Raw genomic sequence first — 21,785 nt, 5'->3', positions numbered from 1 at the left:
TGAAGAAGGTGTATCGTGTGGCAGATCAATCATTGGAATTAGCGACATTTACGGTGTTGAATCCCGATTTTACGGTTCGGATGGATCAAACACGTGAGCAACATGTGTCTCGAGAATCTCGCGATCGTAAAGAAGCGTCGAAAGGGGTGTCTTCAGACCTCTCATGATGGAGCGTATTTTAGAAGAACTGCGCATTTAAGTGTGATATGAATCGTGAGGGCAGTTGATCAAACGGGAATTGTGCATATTTTAGGAATAAATATTGAAAAAATAAGGTTTTTACTGTCTTTTTGTTGAAAAATTTGCTAAATTAACTATGAAGCCTCTTTTTTTCTTTTCCGCTATGGAAAGGAATGGATTTAATATGTTAGATCACTTGAACAAATCCCCACATGAAATTACACCTCTGACAATGGCCATTATCGCAAATCACGACCCGCACGGAAATATCCACACATGTGTACTCGAAGAACAGGAGGAATATGTCGTTTCGGACGCGCCGAGCAAGATTATTGATTATGCGTGTCGTTTCTTTGGCGCCAGTCTACGTGGCAGGCAAGACGGTACGCGAGATATTTGTGGCATTACACATAAGGCACCGATCTCGATTGATCCCTTGAGTGGCATGTATTTTTTCCCGACTGCCTCACCAGCAAGTCCCCAGTGCTCATGGATTGCCCATTCCCACGTCGACGAAATTGGTAAGGTTGAGAACAACTGTACAGAAATTATGTTTAAGAACGGTAAAAAGGTTGTCGTAGATGTATCGTTTGGTTCGATGTTGAATCAGTTACAACGGACCGCCCAATTTCGTTATTTACTTGATCATCGGATTAAGCTTTTGCAGAAGCATAATGCCGAGAAGATCCCAGAGCTGTTTCCATGAGCTCCCGAATGATCACTTCCACCTTTTTTCGAATCGCAGGGTTAAAATAATTGCGCTGCTCCTCGCGTCCGTTACACAAAAACAAGTAGGATGAAAAGGTTTCATTTTGATTAAGCGTGATCACTTGTATGTCCTGCTGTGACATCCTTTTGCGCAAATCTCTTCGTTCGTTTTTCGCCATGGAAGCCATTTTCCCTAAAAGCTCCGTATACGGTTCTTTAATCTTGAAGGTCCCCTGCCGAATCCGTCGCGCATCCTGTTCCAAGACAATAATTGCCATCGATAAAAAGAGAAAACGTGTGGCCAGCTGCAGTTCTTCTTTGTTCAGATAACTCATAACTCATTCTCCTCTCACGAATGCGAACGAACGTTCTTACTCCATTATATGTTAAAATGAAAAAAAATAAACCATTTTGTACGAGAAAAATTATGGAAATGAAAGAAAGAGGCTGTACAAGCTAAGACTATGCATAATGGAAAATTTAGCTTAAAATATATATAGTAGAGTTTGACAAGATATTAATATGTGGATAAATGTCGTTCTGGATGAGGAGAATTTGCTGAATGTACGCCATGAGCATCATCGCTAATTTAAAATTTATGTATGAAAATGATGAGTTAGATGAATATATCAGACAGCTGCTGAGTGATTATGAAAGTCTCGGCCCATTACCCGGTATTCTATTTCCGTTCATAGAAGCCTTTTTACCGTTTTTGCCATTGGTCGTCTTTGTCATTGCAAACGGCGCGGCATATGGACTCATAAAAGGGTTTTTATGGTCATGGATCGGCGCGAGCATCGGAGCTATTAGTGTGTTTTTACTTGTGCGTAAGCTTGGAGATAAGCGGATATTCAAAGCCGTTCAACGAAACAAGCAAGTACGAACGGTTACGAATTGGCTGGAGCGTCATGGTTTTGGGGCGCTGTTTTTACTCATGTGCTTTCCGTTTTCACCATCCTCGGTCATTAACGTCGTGTCCGGCTTATCGAAAATCAGCATACAACAGTTCGTTCTTGCCGTGCTTCTCGGCAAATCGGTGATGATTTTTTCGATCGCCTTTGTCGGCTCAAGCATCATGTCGTTCGCGCAAAACCCAGTCCGGACAGTTGTCGTCGGTGTTTGTATCCTCCTCTTTTGGATGGTAGGCAAATATATCGAACGACGATTACAGCGCCGCGGCAAGCTCGAAACACAAAAAGTGGACAACACCTAACCGAACGAAGACAAGTTTTATCAGTCACCTGCTATAAAAGGGGTTGGGACAAAACCTAAAAGTTTAATCACAAAGACGAACAATGCAGAACCTTAGCTCCGGAAATATACGTAGACTCCGGCGGGAGGAAAGGCCTAGGCGAGACCCCGCAGTGCGTTAGCACGAGGAGGCTCACCAGCCGCCCGCGGAAAGCGTAGTATATTTCCGGAGCGGTCGTATTATTCGAATTTTCGTGTATATTCTTTTGTTCCAGCCTCTTTATCTATTTAAAAATGATGATCAACCATATAACAATATACTTAGGCGAGGGGGAGACGAATATGGGCATGCGTATGTTACTCGGCGGCGTCGGTACCGACAAAAGCCGTGTGATTAGAGAGGACATCAAACAACGTATTACAGAAGCACCGCAAGGACCACCGATCTTCTATATCGTACCTGATCAAATGACATTTCAAGAGGAATATGCATTATTTGATCATGCTGATGTGCCAGGCAGCATTCGCGCACAAGTGATGAGCTTTTCCAGATTAGCGTGGCGCGTACTGCAGGAAACAGGTGGCGGCACACGACAATTCATCAGCTCAATCGGCATTCAAATGATGCTTCGTAAAATAATGGAGGAAAGAGCAGGCGAATGGCGCGTCTTTCAAAAGGCGAAAGAGAAGCAAGGCTTTCTCGAACGCTTAGAGGCGCTCATTACTGAATTCAAACGCTATTTAATCAGTCCAGACATGCTAAAGGCACAAATTGATGAGATGAATCGATTTAAGCATCAATACCCGACAGAAGAAGCGTTAACCGATAAGCTAGAAGACTTGGTCTACATATATGACAAGCTCGTTGATACGTTGCATGGCCATTATATTGACGGAGAAGATCAGCTGCAGCTCCTAGCAGAAAAAATCTCGCACACGCATTTGTTTGATGGCGCAGACATTTATTTGGACGGATTTCATAGTTTTTCGCCAAAAGAATTGCTCGTCATTGAACAACTGTTAAAAAGCTGTCGCCGAGTCACAATCGCTTTGACGATGGACAATGTGCCAGAGCGTGACGTGCCAGAATTGGATATATTTTACCAGACGAAAAGAACGTACAATGCGTTAAAAACAATTGCAGAGGAAAATGGAATCGAACAAGAAGACGCGATTGTCCTGGATCCTAAAGCAGGCCGTTTTAAAGATAGGCCTTATTTTGCGCATCTGGAAGCACAGTTTGATGTGCGCCCACCAATGGCATGGGAAGAAGGGCGTGTCCCGATTCAAATTGCCGAAGCGGTTCATCCACGAGCAGAAGTGGAAGGGGTTGCCCAGGAAATTGTTCGACTCGTGCGTGATGAGCGTTATCGATATAGAGATATTGCGATTTTTATGCGGCAGGCTGACGTGTATCACGATCTTATCGATACGGTTTTTCGTGATCATGATATTCCGGTGTTTATCGATGAAAAGCGCTCGATGCTTAATCACCCGCTTATTGAGATGCTGCGGTCAGTCCTCGATGTTGTTGAAGGAAACTGGCGCTATGACGCCATCTTTCGTGTGTTAAAAACCGGCTTCATCCCAAGTGGCGATACGCACATGCCGCTCTCAAATGATGCCATTGATGAACTGGAAAATTACGTCCTTGAATATGGCATTCGCTCACGAACCCGCTGGCTTGGTGAAAATGAGTGGGTGTTTCAGCGTTTTCGCGGCTTTGACGGTGCATCACAGACCGATCATGAAAAAAATACCCAAAAGCGCATCAATGCCTATCGTCATCATGTCGTCAACGCACTAGGGAAATTTGACCAGGGTGTTCGAGAGGCAGATACGGTTCGGGCATTTTGTGAACAGTTATATGATCTGATGGAGACATTAGATGTTCCGAGTCGGCTTGAAGAGATGCGTACCTTTTATGATGAAGAAGGGATGATCGAACGCGGTAGAGAGCAAGAGCAGGTGTGGCAGGCGCTCATTCAACTGTTGGATGAAATGGTTGAAATGGCGGGTGATGAGCAGATGACCCTTTCCACGTTCAAAAAAACGATTGAAGCTGGATTGGAAACATTAACATTTGCCCATGTGCCGCCAAGCATGGATCATGTTATCGTTGGAACGATCGACCGCTCACGTATTAGTGGCATCAAATGTGCCTTTTTACTCGGCGTAAATGATGGCATCTGGCCGATGAAGCCACCAGCGGATGGGATGATTAATGAGGAGGAGCGTCTTCTTCTCAGTGAACACGGCATTCAGCTTGCTGATGGTGGTCGTCGTGAATTGTTAGATGATTGGTTTTACATGTATGCCGCATTAACCGTCGCATCTGACAAGCTGTGGGTCAGCTATCCACTGAGTGACGAAGAAGGAAAGTCCAAAACACCATCACCACTCATTCATCGATTGGACAGCTTATTTCCGAATAGCTGTGACCATTTATTGTTACAGGATCCGGATGAATTATTTGAAGCGGATCGTTTTATTACGACACCACTGAGAACACGGGCCGCACTGACGGCACAGCTCGCTCGTTACCGGAAAACCTATCCGATTAAGCCGATCTGGTGGCATGTGTTAAATTGGTATATTGAAAACACCAATAAGGGTGAAACGACGTATTCAATTTTGCAAAGCTTATATTATGACAACACCCCTGTTACGCTATCGAAGGAAACGACAGAATCGCTTTATGATGATACCGTTAAAGCGAGTGTATCCCGACTTGAGACACATTATCGGTGTTCTTATCAGCATTTTGCTCAGTATAGTCTCGGTTTAAAGGAACGACAAACGTATAAATTGGATGCACCTGACATCGGTCAGTTGTTTCATGAAGCGTTAAAAAAGATTACTGAATGGGTGCAAGGGGAAGGGCGGCATTTTAAAGATTTAACACGAGAAGAGACGGGCAAATATGCAGAACGCGCTGTTACCGAATTGGCACCGGTTCTCCAGCATCAAATTTTGCACAGCTCTAATCGGTATCTTTACATTCAGAAGAAGCTCCGTGACGTTATTGCTCGGGCGACTCATGTGTTAAGTGAGCAAGCACGGTATAGTGATTTTTCACCGGTCGGCTTAGAGCTTGGCTTTGGTACGGGGCACGAGGAAACCCTCCCAGCGTTGACCTTGCCACTTGCGAATGGCTATCAGCTCATGCTGCGGGGACGGATTGACCGTGTTGATCAAGCTATCCGAGATGAGCATTTATATTTGCGTATTATTGATTATAAATCGAGTGCAAAAGGCTTAAATCTATTAGATGTCTATTACGGTCTTGCACTTCAAATGCTTGCTTATCTCGACGTCATTCTTACGCATTCTGAGCAATGGCTCGGTCGAAAAGCGACACCAGCGGGCGTGCTTTATTTTCACGTGCACAATCCGCTCATTACTGGAAAGACGAAAATGTCAGACGAAGCGATTATCGAGGAGATATTTAAGCAGTACAAGATGCAAGGGCTCTTACTCGCTGATGAGAGCGTTGTGCAGATGATGGATACATCACTTGCCTCAGGCAGAAGTCAAATTGTCCCGGCAGGAGTGAAGAAAAATGGTGGCTTTTACAACGGCTCAAAAATTGCTGATCCCGAAACATTTGCTGTGCTACAGTCGCATATTCATCAATTAATGACGTCAGCAGGGGTCGCGATGACTTCAGGCTCAGTAGAGTTGAACCCATACCAGCATAAACAGCAGACACCGTGTACATTTTGTCCGTTTCTATCGGTCTGTCAGTTTGATCCATCGCTTGAAGACAACCAATATCGTAAGCTACAGCATATGTCTGATGATGACATTATTGATCTATTGCGTCGCAACAAGGAGGGATTATCATGGTGAAATGGACGAAAGAGCAGGCGCGTGCGATTGAAACAGAAGGCAGTGATGTGCTTGTCGCAGCAGCGGCCGGATCAGGGAAAACGGCAGTTCTCGTTGAGCGGATTATTCAGAAGCTGACGAGACAGAACAACCCTGTCGACATTGATAGTTTACTCGTTGTAACGTTTACGAATGCCGCTGCACAGGAAATGAGAAATCGAGTTGGGTTGGCATTGGAGAAGGCCCTTGCTGAGCAACCGGAGTCAAATCACTTGAAGAAGCAGCTGTCTTTGTTACAGCGTGCCTCTATTTCGACGTTGCACTCATTCTGTCTTGACGTTGTGAAGCAATACGCTTACGTTTTAGACATTGATCCATCATTTCGAATTGCCAATGATATGGAAGCAGACCTCATGAAGCAGGATGTCATTGATGATTTGTTTGAGGAATGGTATGGGCAGGAAGGAGAGGCGCAATCGCAATTTTTCGCTGTCGTTGATCGCTTTTCGAGTGACCGAAGCGATGTGGATGTGGAAACGCTCGTCCTTGATCTGTATACGTTTGCCATGCAAAATCCATGGCCAGATGCTTGGTTAGATAACCTAGCAGCGATGTATGATATTCCTGATCAATGGCAGGAGGAAGGACTCGAATGGCTCAATATCATTCGGCAAGAAGTGATCAACGAATGTGCTGCTATGAAGGATGAAATGAGCCTTGCACTGCGATTGACCGAAGAGGTTGATGGACCTCATCAATATGCAGAAACGATCGAGAAGGATTTAGAGATGCTTGCTGAAGTAGAAAAGCGGATTAACGTTTGGGAAGATTTGCAAGCATACATGGTTCAAAGTAAATTTGCCACGCTGTCTCGCAAAAAGGCAGATTGTAGTGAGGACCTTAAAGAACGTGTCAAAAAAGTACGAGACAGCTATAAAAAACGCTGGACGACGATGAAGGACGAGTGGTTTAGTCGAAATCTAGCCGGACACGTCGCTGACATGAAGGAGCTTGCACCAGTCGTAAAGCAATTAACAGAGCTCGTCAAAGCATTTAAAGCGCGTTTTTCCAAGAAGAAACAAGAAAGTGCGGTCGTTGATTTCTCTGATCTCGAGCATTATTGTCTACAAATTCTCGTTGCAGGTGAGACTGAGGATGGACACATACAAGCGTCGAGTGTTGCGAAACAGCTTCAGCACCAATTCAGTGAAGTGCTCGTTGATGAATATCAGGATACCAACCTTGTACAGGAAACGATCTTACAGCTGGTTAGCGATCAGTCAGGACCAGGCAATATGTTTATGGTTGGTGATGTAAAGCAGAGCATTTACCGCTTTAGACATGCTGAGCCATCGCTATTTCTCGAAAAATATAAACGCTTTGCTGGCGCCGAAGAACCAAGTGAGCGTATTGACCTCGCTAAAAACTTTCGGAGTCGTCCACAGGTTCTATTAGGGACGAACTATATTTTCCGGCAAATTATTGATGAGAAACTTGGTGACATGGCATATGATCAAGCGGCTGAGCTCATTTACGGCAATCATATGTATGATGATTTACCGAATCCAACGCCTGAGCCCGAGCTCATCATCATTGATCGAGAAGCTCCAGAAGAACGTGAACCAGATCCAGACGGTGGTGACGAGGATTACCTTGATTTGGAAAAGGCGCAAATCGAAGCTCGTGCCTATGCCGAAAAGATCAAGCTGTGGATTGGTCAAAAAGAGCAATCACCACTGCAGGTTGTCGATAAAGCGACCGGTCAGCAGCGTGATATCCAGTATCGTGACATCGTTATTTTACAGCGGTCGATGACATGGGCACCAACCATCGTCGATGAATTGAAAAAGCAAGGCATTCCGGTTTATGCAGAGTTGTCAACAGGTTATTTTGCTGCGATTGAAGTAAAGGTCTTATTGAATATGCTGAAGGTTATCGATAACCCACGTCAGGATATCCCACTTGCGTCTGTGCTTCGATCGCCAATTGTTGGATTGAATGAGGACGCATTAACGCAAATTCGCCTTGCAGATCGACGCGGCACGTTTTATGAGGCATTAAACGCCTATATAGGCCAGTCATCAGACGTGGAATCGGTTAGGCGTATAAAGCACTTTCTCACACAGCTTGAGCATTTCCGTCTCACAGCTAGAGAAGGGGCGCTGTCAGAATTAATTTGGCAAATTTACCGTGAAACAGGCTACTATGATTTTGTAGGTGGGATGCCTGGCGGCCGTCAGCGTCAAGCGAATTTAAGGGCCTTATATGATAGAGCAAGAAGCTATGAATCAACTGCCTTTCGCGGGTTGTTCCGTTTTCTCCGATTTATCGAACGGATGGAGGAACGTGGCGATGACCTCGGTGCAGCTCGAGCACTCAGTGAACAAGAAGATGTTGTGCGCATTATGACGATCCACAAAAGTAAAGGATTGGAATTCCCGGTCGTCATTCTTGGTGGAATGGATAAATCATTTAACATGATGGACTTACGTCAGCGCTATTTACTGCACAAGGATCTCGGGTTTGCCAGTCGTTACATTGATCCTGTCAAACGTATTTCATATCCAACGCTGTATTATCATGCCCTTAAACAAGAGAAAAAGCGTGAGTTACTTGCCGAAGAAATGCGTGTTTTATACGTGGCACTGACGCGGGCGAAGGAAAAGCTCGTTATGATTGGCAATGTGGCGTCCTTCGCAAAAAAACAAAATAAATGGGCGCAAATGGTTGAGCATGGCGAGTGGGTTTTACCGGCGCACTATCGCATCGGTGCGACCTCCTATCTTGACTGGGTGGGACCTGCCTTGGCACGTCATGATCAAAATGCTGTCTTAAGACAGGATGAGCTGAATGATGCAGTGCTTCAAGATATTCGTATTGATCCATCTGAATGGGTTGTCGACGTTGTTCATGGGAGTGATTATGCGAATTTAGAAGAAGAGACGGTTATTGGTGATGATACTCTACGAACCCATATTACGTCGTGGCAACCTGTTGCTATTGATCAAACGGATGAACATACAGAGGTTGCACGTCGTCTCGACTTTCAATATACGTATAAAGCTGCCGCTGTACATCGGGCCAAACAATCCGTCACGGAAATTAAACGTCAACGAGAGATTCGCGATGAATATAGCGGCGATGCACTTGTGAAACCGTTCCAGGCTCCGATCATTAAACGGCCGAATTTCATGCAGCAGGAGCGAACGATCTCAGCAGCTGAACGTGGAACCATTATGCATACAGTTATGCAGCATATCCCCTTCAAGCGCCAGCTAGCAGACTCAGAAGTGGCGGCATTTGTAGAGGGACTTGTTCACCGAGAAATATTAACGTCGCAACAAGCAGAAACCGTTGATACAGAAGCTATTGCAGCATTTTTCGAAACAGATATTGCTCAGTTGATGCTAGACGCACCTAATTTGCACCGTGAAATCCCGTTTAGCCTAGCACTACCGGCAAAGGACGTTTATGCGGATTGGCAAGGTGATGAAGCTGAAAAGGTGCTCGTTCAAGGGGTGATAGATTGTGCGATTCCGACAGACACAGGCTGGATTTTGCTCGATTATAAAACAGATCGCATACGTGGCGCTGTTGACGAGAAAGCCATCAACATGCTCAAAAAACGCTATGACGTTCAGATGAATTTGTATCGTCAAGCGATTGAACAAATTTGGCGTCAGCCTGTTGAAGATACGTATTTGTACTTTTTTAACCTAGAAGGAGAAAGCCCGGCAGCGATCAAGCTGTAATGTCAAAAGGCTGTTTTCAAAACGATCGTTATGATAGGCGTTATGACAACAGCCTTTTTGAATAACAGGAGGTGTCTGAATTGAATCGAACAAAGCTTCAGCGTGAAGGGACCAAATGGGTTCGTGATGGGGTCATTACCGAGGCGCAGCTAGAGACACTACTCGCACGTTATACAAAAAAGGACCCTAATGGTGTGATTATATTGTTCGCCATTCTTTTAACAGGGCTTGGGATCATTACATTCATGTTCTCGGAATGGGCGCAGGTGGCACATCTGTCGCGACCGCTCGTCTTAATGATGGTCATGCTTCTATTGTATGTATGTGGTGACCAATTATATAGAAAACGGTCATCTAGCCTTGGGGTCAGTTTTATTATATTAGGCTATATCGTTTTTGGGACGGGTTTACTGCACACGATGAATATTTACAATATGACGTTATTGAGCGCATGGCCGTTTATCATATGGGCGATCATTGGACTTCTGCTATACGTCGTATACGATCATAAGCTGATCTTTATGATTGGATTAATCGTCGTCACCGTAGGCCAAATATATAGCGGCTCGTCTTTTTCGGCCTTTAACTGGTTCATTTTTCTCGTGTTGTTATTCGGGTTTGCCCATTTTGTCTATCATCGATCATCTTTGTTGTTCGGTTACGGCTTTGCGGCGAGTTTTATCATACAGCTGATTGTATTAGCCGTTGCTGAGTCACAGGCGTATTATTGGCCGATCGTATATATACTGGCAATATATATCATCAGTGATATTATTAGTCATCATGCGCTCAAAATAGCGTTTAAACGAACGGCACTAATAGCGATCATCATATTTGGTGTCAATCAAACGTTTTATTTACAGACTGCTTTTTGGGACCAGGATCAGGTTGAACGAGAGCTGAGCTTCATCATCGTATGGGCACTCGTATTTTCAATTGCCGCGCTGATCAAACGAAGGAAAAAACAGCTTACGGAATGGGTTGATTTAATTCTATTCCTCCCAGTCGCTTACGTTCCATTTTCCTATTTGCTCAGCAACGTGATTTTATTCGTGTTTGCCATTGTTCTGTTGTTTATCGGCTATAAAACAGAAGACAATCATAAAATTCAGTTCGGAACGGTTACTTTTCTACTGAGTACGTTTACCGCCTACATTCAGTTTGCATGGGATGAGATGAACAAGTCGTTGTTTTTCCTAATTGGTGGTGTGCTGTTATTTGGCCTGAGCTTTATTTTGGAAAAACGTCGGCGTGCCGTTGTTGAAGGTGCTAAGGGAGATGATGTGTGATGAAGCGTCTATTGTTTTACGGTGTCATCATCATCCAGTTTATTTGTCTTTGTCTTATTCCCATTCAAGATCAGCTCATCTCGACGTTCGGTGAGACGATCCAACTCAAACAGGATAATCACGTTCGGCTCAATCATCGTTACCAAGGCGGAGAAACGATTTATATTGATTTTGAGATTCATACAATATCTGAAGAGAACTGGATGCCAACAGAAGAAGTGGCGCATAATGAACGGATTTATGTCCTTTTAGAAGCTGATGGAGAAGGGATTTATCACGTCAAGCATGCGTCTTTGACGAAACCAACTGCTCAAGCTCATCAAGTTGTTTTAAAGGGGAAATATAGGTGGCATGCTGAACACGAAAAGGCGTATTATGTTGAATATGGCTTTGAGGAAGTTGCTACGGAAAAAATAGAAGCAGCGTTAAACAATCAACGAGAACCGTGGATCATCACGATAAAAATGGCACCGTGGGGACAACAGAAGGTCGTTGAAGTTAACTAGATTTAAAAAGCGTACAGTTCTTTCACCTAAAGTTAGGGAGAAGCTGTACGCTTTTTATTTATAAAAAACTTATGCTAAAACGGCTTTAATATGTTGAAGTGCCCAGTCAAGATCTTCTTTTTCAATTGTCAGTGGTGGGGCAAATCTGATAACATTTTCGTGTGTTTCCTTACAGAGCAACCCTTTTTCTTTAAGCGCTTCACAATAAGGGCGAGCCGCTTTGGTAAGCTCTACACCGATAAAAAGCCCTTTACCACGGACTTCTTTAATAACTGGATTGTCAATCGCTTTCAGAACATCCATCATATAGCTTCCGAGCTCTAACGAACGATCTACCAGCTTTTCCTCTTCGATGACTTCAAGAACTGCTACAGAAACAGCGCAGGCAAGCGGATTACCACCGAACGTTGACCCGTGAGATCCAGGATTAAATACGCCAAGAACATCTTTGTTGGCGACGATGCAAGAAATAGGCATAACTCCGCCACCAAGTGCTTTTCCGAGAATTAAAATATCTGGTGTGACATCCTCCCAATCACAGGCAAACATTTTGCCGCTTCGTCCAAGACCAGCTTGAATTTCATCAGCGATATAGAGGACGTTATTGTCTTGGCAAATGTCATACGCTTGCTTCAAGAAGCCCTCAGGTGGCATAACGATACCAGCCTCACCTTGAATAGGTTCAAATAAAAATCCAGCCGTATGCTCATTGATGGCCGCTTTTAAGGCGTCGATATCACCGTATGGAATCACTTTAATACCAGGCAGCATTGGACCGAAGCCGCGTTTATATTCGGCTTCAGATGATAGAGATACAGCTGTCATCGTTCGACCGTGAAAATTCCCTTCACAGGCAATAATTTCAGCTTTATTTTCAGCGACACCCTTTACATCATATGCCCAGCGTCTCGCCGCTTTAACTGCCGTTTCAACAGCCTCTGCACCAGTATTCATCGGTAAGGCCATTTCTTTATTCGTTAGCTTGCAGATTTTTTCATACCATGGACCGAGTTGATCGTTGTGGAACGCACGTGATGTTAATGTGACGCGATCTGCTTGTTGCTTTAAGGCGTCAATGATTTTAGGGTGGCGGTGTCCTTGGTTAACAGCTGAATAAGCACTCAGCATATCCATGTATCGGTTACCTTCTGGATCCTCGACCCAAACACCTTCAGCCTTGGATACGACAACCGGAAGTGGATGATAGTTTTTAGCACCATATTTTTGCGTTTGATCAATGACCTCTTGACTGAATACCATGCAATCCCTCCAATTAAAAAATCATAACATGTTCAGTATATCATGATTTCTTTGTTTTTACAGAATTGTGTCAGTGATTCAAAATGATAGGATGTTGATCAATCATTTGTTATGAAATATTTCCCCTGTCGTGATATGATAAACCTAAGCACGATAAAAGTAGGGGGTATTAAAATTGACGACACATTTGCATATTACGTCATGGGTATTGGCGCTTATTTTACTCATTGCAGTTGTTATGTTACAAAAGCAGGGGAAGGCAAAGGCAGCTAAAATTGTACATATGATTTTGCGTCTTGATTATTTACTTATTCTGTATTCCGGTGGCGATCTGTTCGCATATTATATGGGCTCCGATAAATTGGTGCTGGCAATTGTAAAACTATTAGCAGGCGTTTGGGTGATTGCAGCTATGGAAATGATCGCTGTTAAACTAGCAAAAAACAAACCAACTGGTATGCTTTGGGGGCAGCTCGTTGTTGCCATCATCGTCACATTGATTCTTGGCTTCGGCTTTTTACCAATTGGTGTATAAGTCATTCAGACGGGTGTTCGGATGTAAGCGTCCGGACGCCCGTTTCGTTTGCATGATTGAACAAACGGAGGTTACTACAGATGAAAAAGACAATATGGTCTATTGCGCTTATGATTGGATTTGTAATGGTACTATTTCCGGTACAAGCAGGTGCAACAACCGTTCAAGATGAGATTATGTATCGTTTGCTTATTGATCGTTTTAATAATGGAGATGCAAGCCTTGATCAACAGACTGATATTGCAGATCCGTATGCTTTTCATGGAGGGGATCTTGCTGGTATTGTAAAAAAACTTGATACCCTTAAAGGGCTCGGTTATACGACGATCGTTTTGTCGCCAGTTATGTCCAATGCCGACAACGGCTATCACGGATATTGGGTAGACGATTTTTTTAGTGTGGAACAGCAATATGGGACTATAGAAGATTTAAACAACATGATTAAAGAAGCCCATGATCGTGATTTAAACGTTATTATGGAATTCGTCACAAATTATGTCGCAGATACACATGAGTTTGCCACAGCATCAGAGCAATTGGTAAAAGAGAATGCGTCCATTGCTGCCCCGTGGGGTGATGGAGCTGTTATGCTGGATCAATCGAAGGCTGAGGTGCGGTCACACATTATTGAAGCTGCACAATACTGGATGCAGGAAACGGAATTAGATGGATTTAAGCTACATGCAGCCGATCAAATGGATGCTGATTTTTTGAAGGAACTGACGCGTACAATCGAACAAGAGGATGACCAATTTATGATCCTTGCTGATGTTTTAGACGTGAAAGTAGATCTATCTGTTCTTGAAGAAAATAAGCAAATTGATGCAATCGATGCGCCTAATGTTCAGCAGACGCTCACGACGATTATGTCAAAGCCTGGCGAGTCGTTAACACCACTCATTAAAGCAACTGATGAAGCAGGACGGAAGTTGTTGTATGTTGATAACTTTTATACGAAGCGGTTTACACAGCTTATGGCAGAAAATGGACGCAATGATTTAACAAGCTGGAAGCTCGCCTTGACGTATCTGTTCACAGCGCCTGGCATTCCAAGTATTCTCCAAGGCTCAGACATACCGATGTACGGTGACGGTTACCCTGAATCACAACGCTTGGTTCAGTTTAATCAACAGGATGAAGATGTAAAGGCATTTTTCGAAAAAATATCTGCGATCCGCAAGCAATTTCCAGTATTAGCAGATGGGGCATTTTCTTTTGTTGGTGAAAGTGGTGCAATGTCCGTATATAAGCGGACGAATGAATCACAAACGGTTTATGTTGCTTTAAACAATGATGTACAATCACAAGCTGTCCCTGTGACGGATTTGACGAATGACGAGCAGCTGAATGGTATTTTAGGGGATAATCTCGTCCGGCAAGATGATGAGGGTGTCTTTAATCTTGTCTTACCACGAGAAACAGCAGAGATTTATATTGTAGAAGAAAACAATGGACTAAATTGGCCGTTCATCACGTTCATTGGCGGCGTATTTCTCCTATTTCCGATCGGTATTTTTGTAATGGGCCGTAAACAAAAAACATCAGGGAATAATTAATGAAGCTTTAAGATGAAATCCCAGCTGCCAATAAGGAAAAAAGAAGTTTTACCAGTGAGATCCGAATAATACGGCCGCACCCTGAAAGCGAAGTGCATTTCCGGAGCTAGTGTTGAGCTTTGTTCGTCTTCTAGATAAACCTTTATGTTATGTCTCAGTCACTAATAAAACCACCCCAAAGGGTGGTTTTTCGGTTCGTTAGCCATTCATATTGTGCCGCCGTTTACGTGGATGACTTGTCCGGTTACATAAGAGGCATCTGGACTCGCTAAGTATACATATGCCGGCGCAAGCTCTGCCGGTTGACCTACACGCTTCATTGGAGTACCTGATCCGAAGTGAGCAACCTTTTCCGCACTAAATGTCGATGGAATGAGCGGTGTCCAAACCGGACCTGGTGAAACAGCATTGACACGGATGCCTTTTGAAACGAGTGACTTTGCAAGGGAGTGCGTAAACGATGTCAGTGCGCCCTTCGTTGCTGAGTAATCAATTAAATCCTTATTTCCTTCATAAGCTGTAACGGATGTCGTATTAATAATTGCATCGCCCTCTTTTAAATGGGGGAGAGCCGCCTTTGTCATGTAAAAAGCCCCAAATAGATTCGTCGAAAAGGTTTGTTTGAGCTGCTCATTTGATATGTCTAACAAACTTTCAGTAGGATGTTGTTCGGCAGCGTTATTAACGAGAATGTCGAGCTTGCCAAATTGTTCAATCGTTTCGGTGATCGCACGCTCGCAAAATGTTGGACTGCCAATATCGCCTTCAATTAAAAGACAGGACTGTCCCTCTTGTTCAATGAGTCGCTTTGTTTGTTCAGCATCCTCGCGCTCATTAAGATAGACAATGGCGACATCCGCGCCTTCTTTAGCGAAGTGGACACTAACAGCTCTACCAATGCCACTGTCTCCACCGGTAATGAGTGTGGTGTCTCCGGATAGCTTGCCACTGCCTTGATAATACTTACGAACATACTCTGGTTCGGGGAACATACGAGATTCAATGCCAGGTTGTGTTTGTTGAGTGTAATGAGTGTTTTTGTGACGTCGATTATTTGTCATGTTTGATCCCTCCATACCAGAACTATTCCCAAATTGACGCAAGAAAAAACATCTTTTTATCATCCGAGGACTGTAATTAAAAAGAATACATGATTAATTCCTGTTATGTTTATTTGCTTATAAACAAACGGCAGTTTTCGTTCCGCACGGTTGCGTTAACGAAAACTGCCGCCTATCTATGCATATCTGAGTATGATTAATAAGATTTATTTAAAAAGAAAAGTGCGAGTGTTCCTGGTCCAGAGTGTGCCCCAATTACAGCGCCAACCATTTCAATGATGACCTGCTCATGAGGGATGTCGAATGTTTCACAAATCATATCCCGAAGTGCCTCTGCACGTTCTATATCATCACCGTGACTAATGCCAATCGTTTGATTTTTAAAATCAACGCCTCTCGTTTGCATCATTTCGAGCATACGGCCGAGGACTTTCTTCCGACCGCGGATTTTTTCGATCGGGATGAGCTTACCATCATCAACATGAAGCAGTGGCTTAATTTTCAATAGAGATCCGACGAATGCAGCAGTTTTACTGACGCGTCCACCTCTGTATAAATATTCGAGATCATCGACTGTAAAAATATGCTCCATATGGTTCGCATGATCGGTTGTCTTGCTAATAATTTCTTCGATATCTGCTCCGTCTTGAGCGAGCTGGGCGGCCCGAAGTATAACGAGACCGTATCCGATGGACGCGCATTTTGTATCAATGACATGAATCTGTGCATCAGGGTAGGTTTCTTTGACTTCTTTTGCCATCATGTCGGCGGATTGATAAGTGCCAGAAAGCTCTGAAGAAAAGGCGAAATATATTAATGGTTGATTTGCCTCGGCAAAAGATGTAAAAATGGTTTTAAACGTTTGCAACGATACTTGAGACGTTTTAGTTCCTTTTCCATTTCGCATGGCATCGTAAACCGTTTTGGGCGAGATATCGATGCCGTCCTTATACTCTTTTCCGTCTAAATGAACAGTCAAAGGTACCATTTCAATGTCATATTCGTTATAATAATGTTCTGTTAGGTCACATGCAGAATCGGCCATTACTTTTACATTCATGATTTCACCTACATTTCGTATAATAATATCTCATGTGTTTGATATATGTACACACATTAATAGTGTAATATGCAGAAGACATATAGTCAAAGTCTTCTTGTTAATATTTCAAAAAATATAAAAAAGCATCTAGGACATGCTAGGTACAAAAGGAGGGACTTTATGTTTTTAGTTGAAGCAAGACGCGTCATTGTTGTTATATTCGGTGCTTTATTAAATGCCGTTGCACTTAATTTTTTCTTGATTGGGGCTGATGTTTATGCAAGTGGATTTACAGGTGTAGCTCAGTTGATATCAAGTGTATTCAAGGAATTTATCGGCATTAACATTGGAACGGGGGTTCTATTATTTATCCTTAATATTCCCGTTGTACTGCTCGGGTGGTATAAAGTCGGTAAAGGCTTTACAATATACAGCTTATTGGCCGTTGTAGTTATGACAATTGGACTGGAAGCAATGCCTGTCCTATCTTTGTCAGATGATATTATTTTGAATGCGGTATTTGGCGGTGTCATTGCTGGAACCGGTGTTGGACTGACTTTGAAATGGGGTGCGTCAACAGGCGGTATGGATATTGTCGCTATGGTGTTGTCACGTCTCAATGATAAGCCGATTGGTATGTATTTCCTCATTATGAATGGTATTATTATCGTGACGGCTGGGATAATTTATGAACCGAGCAATGCGCTGTATACGTTATTGACCCTTTATGTGACAACGCGTGTTATTGATGCTTTACACACCCGTCATGAAAAAGTGACCGCCATGATTATTACTCGAAAAGCACAAGAATTACAGGCAGCGATTCATGATAAGATGGTTCGTGGTATTACAATCTTACCGGCGAAGGGTGCATATTCAGGAGAAGATAAAAATATGTTGTATCTCGTTATTACCCGATATGAATTATATGATCTCGAAAAAATTATAGCTGACGTTGATCCGGACGCATTTACGAATATTGTTCAGACGACTGGCATTTACGGGTTTTTCCGAAGAGACGGGTAACGAGTCAAGATCAGATTATGGGGGGAGATGGACTGTGAGATACATAGGGATTGGTGTTTTGTTACTTGCCATGCTTGTTGGCTGCGCTAACGGCAATTCAAGTTCAGGGGATCAAGATACAACAAGAAAAGATTCCGAAGTGCAAGATTCCGGAGAAAATGCATCGGATAGTACAGCGCACATATCGATCAAAAACATTGATATAAAAATTGTTGATAAAAAGAATGTGCGGATTAACGGCGAAGCACAGGCGTCAGGTGATGCTGTTTTCTATCGCGTGCTTCATGAGGATGATATGATTGTTGATGAAACAAAGATTAAGCTAGAAGAAGATGACTGGAATTCATTTCATATACAAATCACCTTACCGCAAAAAGTGATTGAAACAGATCAAGTTCCCGTTTTTATGATTTATGGTAAGGACGCTAACGGAAATGAGATTAATCCGAATTACTTTGGCATAGACTTCATTCGCCAAAGCTTTTAAGACAAACTAAAAAAGGACCCGACATTTTAAGTGTCTTGGGTCCTTTTTAATAATTGACTACTTTGATCATTGGCTGATCAATCTGAGACAAAAGAGGTTTAACGAAATAAAAAACGAACAATACGACCGCTCCGGAAATATACTTCGTGACCGAACTTAGGCGACCGCGGGCAAACAGGAGGTTAGTCGTTCGATGTTGGCGCAGGACGCGCCGTATTTAGTCGAACTTCCCCTCGGTAAGCCTCGGGCCAACACGATGTTGGTCATGAAGGCGTTGCGACAGGACGTCGCGGTCTTAGCCTTCCTTCCCCACGCACTGCGGGGTCTAACCTAGGCCTTCCTCCCGCCGGAGTCTACGTATATTTCCGGAGCTAGTGTTGAGTATTATTGGTGTTTTGCGATAAATGTTTAGTTAAGTCTCAGCCACATTTTTTCTGTATGTAGTTTAACTTTAGTAGCCGTGTTTTTGGAATACGTCTTCAACACGTGGTGTAACATCGTCCCACTCTGCATCGAACTTTTTATTAACCGTAATGAAATTCTGATAGCCAAAAACGTTATCAACGCCTTCAAGCGTCATCAAGTCATTTAAAATTGCATGTTCACTTTGGTCTCCCGGCATAACCGATATGCTGTTTGTGCCTTCAAAAATCACTTTGTCTGTTGTGAATTTTAGTGCATTCGGATTTGGAGTTGCTTCCGCGCGTACGCTCATTAATATCTCCTCCTATTGCTTTATTTGGTTGATTATATCATAGCAGATAACAGTATGCTAAAAAAGTATCATTATACGAGGCGACACTTGTAAGGCGGGGCGCATTTTTTCAATACACGTGTATTTTTTAGTTTAAGGATGGATATAAAAATGATCGACGTGACCATGGTGAAACGCGGTCACGTCGATATCAAAAAAAGCGCAGGCGAAGCATTGTAATCAAGCTATAAATGTCCGGTGGAGGTTATTTTAATTGGTTATTCTCTTGTAGCTGCTGTTCAAGCTGTTGCAGCTGCTGCTTTTCTTCAGGCGTCGCATCCTGATATGCAGCTTGGATCGCATTTTGAGCTGCTTGCTGTGACTGTTCATTACTGCCTTGATTGTTGTTCATGAACTGATTGACAGCATCCTTAGCCTTCTGGAGATAATTGTTTTCCACTTAAAACCCTCCTGACGTATAATGGTCGACTTCTTTCTGCTCACGTTCTTTTTCGGAGTAACGCGAGCGATACGGAAATCTTTCAGCATGTTGTTTGACACCTTCAGCCCCTTGGTAAATGAATCGTTTGGATTTGTTGTTTTTAGCCATGTCGATTCCTCCAGGTGGAGACCCACGTCGAATGGGCCTTGTATTTGTCAAGCTGAAAACCGATGATGCATGTGGAAGTAAAAAAGTGAACGCATTTGCGCTCACTTTTAGTATGGATGATTTGTTGACGGATATGGATGGAAATATACACCTATTTAAACGGTGTTTTCACATCTAAGCTTAAGTATTCCTCTAAAAATTGTCCGACACCGTCTTCTTCGTTTGTTGTAGTGACATGTTTAGAGATCGATTTTAATTCATCAATTGCATTTCCCATAGCAACACCGACACCCGCATAGTCAATCATTTCTAAGTCATTGTCCTCGTCACCAAAGGCAATAATACGCTCAGGTGGGATGTCATAATAATGGGCAAGCTTGTGAAGGCCAACTGCTTTGTTAATGCCTTTTTTAACGATTTCAATAATATTCCAAGGCGCGCCCCATTTACGATGTTCAATCACTTCTGCATGAAAATCATCAAGATGCTTGCGTAAATCAATAATATGATCCTCACGTGGATGAATCAGAAGTGAGGTCGGATCTGTTGAAAGATTGTTTTTGAGGCTTCCAATTGTAAAAGGGCTGTCCTGCCTCGTATCTTTAAAAATGTTCAATACGTCTTCATCGTGGCGGTCAAGAAACACGTGATCCTGCACTTCTGCAATAATATTACGGACGTGTAAATCATTAGCGGCTGCTACAACCTCGCGCGCTGTACGAACTGGCATTGGGTTATGCAGAACGTCCCATTTTTTATCACGTGGATGATGAATTAATGCACCATTAAAATTAACCATTGGTGTATTTAACTGGAGCAAGTTATAGTATTGAATGCTTGCACGATGTGGTCGACCAGTGGCAATAACGACGATATGTCCAGCTTCAATTGCTTTCTGGGCAACCGCTCTGTTTCTGGCACTAATTTCTTTGTTATCTGTTAACAATGTTCCGTCTAGATCTAGAGCAATAATATGTTGTTTTTTCTCCATTCTCTCACCTCATAACATTTAGTTTATAAGTAGAATGATGTTCTGTAAAGGAAGAACATCATTAGGCATTTTTACACGGGTCAAAACATGAATATGCTATAATGAAGGGAAAGCCACTGAAGAAAGGAACATGTCGCATGATTGGGATATATACCGAGAACATAAAGGGCATTCCGAGTCTTGTTGTGGTTCGTGCAGACAAGCAAAATGAGCCTTTGCCCGTTTTAATGTACTACCATGGATTTACGAGTGCAAAAGAACATAATTTACCACTTGCATACATACTTGCAGAAAAAGGCTATCGTGTCATTCTACCTGACAGCTTATATCACGGTGCGCGATCTGAAGGAATGACAATGAAGCAAATGCAGCTGTCATTTTGGGATATTGTGTTGGAAAACGTAGCAGATATTCAACTGATAAAGGATTGGTTAACGGAAAATGAGTTAATCTTACAAGATCTGATTGGTGTAGCTGGTACGAGTATGGGGGGCATGACAACAACAGCAGCCTTAACACAATACCCGTGGATCAAAGCAGCGGCAGTCATGATGGGTACCCCTAATCTGACAGCATATGCCGACATACTTCTAAATCAATATATCTCACAGGATGACAAAAAGGAATTATCAGAGGATACCGTTAACAAAGTTTATACGGATATTGAAAAAATTGATTTATCAAAGCATATGGAAACGTTAAGAGAGCGTCCGTTGTTCTTCTGGCATGGTGATCAAGATCCAGTCGTTCCGTTTGAACATGCGCACAGTTTTTATAAAGCTGCTGTCAAACAATATACAAATATTGACCGTATTTATTTTCTAAAAGAAAAAGGGCGCGATCACAAGGTGAGCCGATTTGCAATGCTGGCGGTTGCCAAATGGCTGGACAAGCATTTGCTGGTGGCTATTCCTAATGAGTCAAACATTTAAAGGAAATAAAAATAACTGACACATTGAGATGATTGCCAATGATCTTGGCCTAACCATTAAAGTTGTCAAAGTGTGACATAAATCATTTCAAACGACCGGAAAATATGTTTAAATGGACTTAAGCAATGATCAGG

Annotated in this window: 20 protein-coding genes; 12 read left to right on the top strand and 8 right to left on the bottom strand. The window is 43.0% G+C overall.

Annotated features, from left to right (window positions below):
* Positions 1 to 17: 17 nt before the first annotated feature.
* Complete coding sequence (locus tag HPC67_RS03130) at positions 18 to 167, top strand: hypothetical protein (protein WP_217585968.1); 150 nt, start codon at positions 18 to 20, stop codon at positions 165 to 167.
* A 197-nt stretch (positions 168 to 364) separates the two neighbouring features.
* A complete protein-coding gene (locus tag HPC67_RS03125; protein ID WP_217585967.1) occupies positions 365 to 886 on the top strand; it encodes a competence protein ComK in 522 nt (173 codons plus the stop codon).
* Here HPC67_RS03125 and HPC67_RS03120 read toward each other — a convergent pair.
* Positions 834 to 1,223: a YhjD family protein gene (locus HPC67_RS03120; RefSeq protein ID WP_217585966.1), complete on the bottom strand. Its 390-nt coding sequence runs from the start codon at positions 1,221 to 1,223 to the stop codon at positions 834 to 836. The genes HPC67_RS03125 and HPC67_RS03120 overlap by 53 nt on opposite strands.
* Before the next feature lie 227 nt (positions 1,224 to 1,450).
* Between HPC67_RS03120 and HPC67_RS03115 the strand changes: the two genes are divergently transcribed.
* The 5 genes from HPC67_RS03115 to HPC67_RS03095 all read left to right on the top strand — a co-directional run bounded on the left by HPC67_RS03115 (position 1,451) and on the right by HPC67_RS03095 (position 11,457).
* Positions 1,451 to 2,101, top strand: coding sequence for a TVP38/TMEM64 family protein (locus HPC67_RS03115; protein WP_217585965.1), 651 nt, complete (start codon positions 1,451 to 1,453; stop codon positions 2,099 to 2,101).
* Positions 2,102 to 2,421: 320 nt separating this feature from the next.
* The gene (gene addB, locus HPC67_RS03110; protein ID WP_217585964.1) at positions 2,422 to 5,931 is read left to right on the top strand and encodes a helicase-exonuclease AddAB subunit AddB; all 3,510 of its coding nucleotides are present in this window, start codon (positions 2,422 to 2,424) and stop codon (positions 5,929 to 5,931) included.
* On the top strand, positions 5,925 to 9,662 hold the full coding sequence (gene addA / locus HPC67_RS03105; protein WP_217585963.1) for a helicase-exonuclease AddAB subunit AddA: 3,738 nt from the start codon (positions 5,925 to 5,927) through the stop codon (positions 9,660 to 9,662). The genes addB and addA overlap by 7 nt, the downstream gene beginning before the upstream one ends.
* An 80-nt stretch (positions 9,663 to 9,742) precedes the next feature.
* Positions 9,743 to 10,951 (top strand): DUF2157 domain-containing protein, encoded by a 1,209-nt coding sequence (locus tag HPC67_RS03100; protein ID WP_217585962.1) that lies wholly within the window; start codon positions 9,743 to 9,745, stop codon positions 10,949 to 10,951.
* Complete coding sequence (locus HPC67_RS03095) at positions 10,951 to 11,457, top strand: GDYXXLXY domain-containing protein (RefSeq protein ID WP_217585961.1); 507 nt, start codon at positions 10,951 to 10,953, stop codon at positions 11,455 to 11,457. The genes HPC67_RS03100 and HPC67_RS03095 overlap by 1 nt, the downstream gene beginning before the upstream one ends.
* 69 nt (positions 11,458 to 11,526) lie before the next feature.
* On the opposite strand, the gene HPC67_RS03090 is transcribed toward HPC67_RS03095, so the two are convergent.
* Positions 11,527 to 12,717, bottom strand: a complete 1,191-nt coding sequence (locus HPC67_RS03090; RefSeq protein WP_217585960.1) for an ornithine--oxo-acid transaminase — start codon at positions 12,715 to 12,717, stop codon at positions 11,527 to 11,529.
* A gap of 175 nt (positions 12,718 to 12,892) precedes the next feature.
* Between HPC67_RS03090 and HPC67_RS03085 the strand changes: the two genes are divergently transcribed.
* A complete protein-coding gene (locus HPC67_RS03085; protein ID WP_217585959.1) occupies positions 12,893 to 13,252 on the top strand; it encodes a YisL family protein in 360 nt (119 codons plus the stop codon).
* Positions 13,253 to 13,332: 80 nt separating this feature from the next.
* Positions 13,333 to 14,808 (top strand): alpha-amylase family glycosyl hydrolase, encoded by a 1,476-nt coding sequence (locus HPC67_RS03080; protein ID WP_217585958.1) that lies wholly within the window; start codon positions 13,333 to 13,335, stop codon positions 14,806 to 14,808.
* Between the two features lie 206 nt (positions 14,809 to 15,014).
* On the opposite strand, the gene HPC67_RS03075 is transcribed toward HPC67_RS03080, so the two are convergent.
* Both HPC67_RS03075 and HPC67_RS03070 read right to left on the bottom strand, forming a co-directional pair.
* Positions 15,015 to 15,869, bottom strand: coding sequence for an SDR family oxidoreductase (locus HPC67_RS03075; protein WP_217585957.1), 855 nt, complete (start codon positions 15,867 to 15,869; stop codon positions 15,015 to 15,017).
* A gap of 196 nt (positions 15,870 to 16,065) precedes the next feature.
* Positions 16,066 to 16,929 carry a DegV family protein gene (locus tag HPC67_RS03070; RefSeq protein ID WP_217585956.1) on the bottom strand — a complete coding sequence of 288 codons (864 nt, stop codon included), beginning with the start codon at positions 16,927 to 16,929 and terminating at the stop codon, positions 16,066 to 16,068.
* Positions 16,930 to 17,091: 162 nt separating this feature from the next.
* Between HPC67_RS03070 and HPC67_RS03065 the strand changes: the two genes are divergently transcribed.
* Complete coding sequence (locus tag HPC67_RS03065) at positions 17,092 to 17,937, top strand: YitT family protein (RefSeq protein ID WP_217585955.1); 846 nt, start codon at positions 17,092 to 17,094, stop codon at positions 17,935 to 17,937.
* 34 nt (positions 17,938 to 17,971) lie between these two features.
* The gene (locus tag HPC67_RS03060; protein WP_217585954.1) at positions 17,972 to 18,424 is read left to right on the top strand and encodes a hypothetical protein; all 453 of its coding nucleotides are present in this window, start codon (positions 17,972 to 17,974) and stop codon (positions 18,422 to 18,424) included.
* 451 nt (positions 18,425 to 18,875) lie between these two features.
* On the opposite strand, the gene HPC67_RS03055 is transcribed toward HPC67_RS03060, so the two are convergent.
* From HPC67_RS03055 to HPC67_RS03040, 4 genes are all read right to left on the bottom strand, one after another.
* Positions 18,876 to 19,139 (bottom strand): NifU N-terminal domain-containing protein, encoded by a 264-nt coding sequence (locus HPC67_RS03055; protein WP_217585953.1) that lies wholly within the window; start codon positions 19,137 to 19,139, stop codon positions 18,876 to 18,878.
* A 244-nt stretch (positions 19,140 to 19,383) separates the two neighbouring features.
* Entirely contained in the window at positions 19,384 to 19,578 is a 195-nt protein-coding gene (locus HPC67_RS03050) for a DUF3813 family protein (RefSeq protein ID WP_217585952.1), read from the bottom strand.
* Entirely contained in the window at positions 19,579 to 19,728 is a 150-nt protein-coding gene (locus tag HPC67_RS03045; RefSeq protein ID WP_217585951.1) for a hypothetical protein, read from the bottom strand. It abuts the gene before it with no gap.
* Positions 19,729 to 19,879: 151 nt separating this feature from the next.
* A complete protein-coding gene (locus HPC67_RS03040; protein ID WP_217585950.1) occupies positions 19,880 to 20,719 on the bottom strand; it encodes a Cof-type HAD-IIB family hydrolase in 840 nt (279 codons plus the stop codon).
* Positions 20,720 to 20,856: 137 nt separating this feature from the next.
* Here HPC67_RS03040 and HPC67_RS03035 point away from each other — a divergent pair, with 137 nt between their 5' ends.
* Positions 20,857 to 21,651, top strand: a complete 795-nt coding sequence (locus HPC67_RS03035) for an alpha/beta fold hydrolase (protein ID WP_217585949.1) — start codon at positions 20,857 to 20,859, stop codon at positions 21,649 to 21,651.
* Positions 21,652 to 21,785: the final 134 nt, after the last annotated feature.

The sequence above is a fragment of the Lentibacillus saliphilus genome (assembly GCF_019093865.1).
In the GTDB taxonomy this organism is placed as follows: domain Bacteria; phylum Bacillota; class Bacilli; order Bacillales; family Amphibacillaceae; genus Lentibacillus_B; species Lentibacillus_B saliphilus.
The sequence above is the reverse complement of the archived record's forward strand: the minus strand, read 5'-3'. Positions and strand labels throughout refer to the sequence as shown.

Coding starts and splice junctions, on each gene's coding strand:
- HPC67_RS03090 (WP_217585960.1), bottom strand. CDS start 12,717: ATGGTATTCAGTCAAGAGGTCATTGATCAAACGCAAAAATATGGTGCT.
- HPC67_RS03120 (WP_217585966.1), bottom strand. CDS start 1,223: ATGAGTTATCTGAACAAAGAAGAACTGCAGCTGGCCACACGTTTTCTC.
- HPC67_RS03075 (WP_217585957.1), bottom strand. CDS start 15,869: ATGACAAATAATCGACGTCACAAAAACACTCATTACACTCAACAAACA.
- HPC67_RS03065 (WP_217585955.1), top strand. CDS start 17,092: ATGTTTTTAGTTGAAGCAAGACGCGTCATTGTTGTTATATTCGGTGCT.
- HPC67_RS03115 (WP_217585965.1), top strand. CDS start 1,451: ATGTACGCCATGAGCATCATCGCTAATTTAAAATTTATGTATGAAAAT.
- HPC67_RS03070 (WP_217585956.1), bottom strand. CDS start 16,929: ATGAATGTAAAAGTAATGGCCGATTCTGCATGTGACCTAACAGAACAT.
- HPC67_RS03045 (WP_217585951.1), bottom strand. CDS start 19,728: ATGGCTAAAAACAACAAATCCAAACGATTCATTTACCAAGGGGCTGAA.
- addB (WP_217585964.1), top strand. CDS start 2,422: ATGGGCATGCGTATGTTACTCGGCGGCGTCGGTACCGACAAAAGCCGT.
- HPC67_RS03125 (WP_217585967.1), top strand. CDS start 365: ATGTTAGATCACTTGAACAAATCCCCACATGAAATTACACCTCTGACA.
- HPC67_RS03035 (WP_217585949.1), top strand. CDS start 20,857: ATGATTGGGATATATACCGAGAACATAAAGGGCATTCCGAGTCTTGTT.
- addA (WP_217585963.1), top strand. CDS start 5,925: ATGGTGAAATGGACGAAAGAGCAGGCGCGTGCGATTGAAACAGAAGGC.
- HPC67_RS03055 (WP_217585953.1), bottom strand. CDS start 19,139: ATGAGCGTACGCGCGGAAGCAACTCCAAATCCGAATGCACTAAAATTC.
- HPC67_RS03080 (WP_217585958.1), top strand. CDS start 13,333: ATGAAAAAGACAATATGGTCTATTGCGCTTATGATTGGATTTGTAATG.
- HPC67_RS03095 (WP_217585961.1), top strand. CDS start 10,951: ATGAAGCGTCTATTGTTTTACGGTGTCATCATCATCCAGTTTATTTGT.
- HPC67_RS03040 (WP_217585950.1), bottom strand. CDS start 20,719: ATGGAGAAAAAACAACATATTATTGCTCTAGATCTAGACGGAACATTG.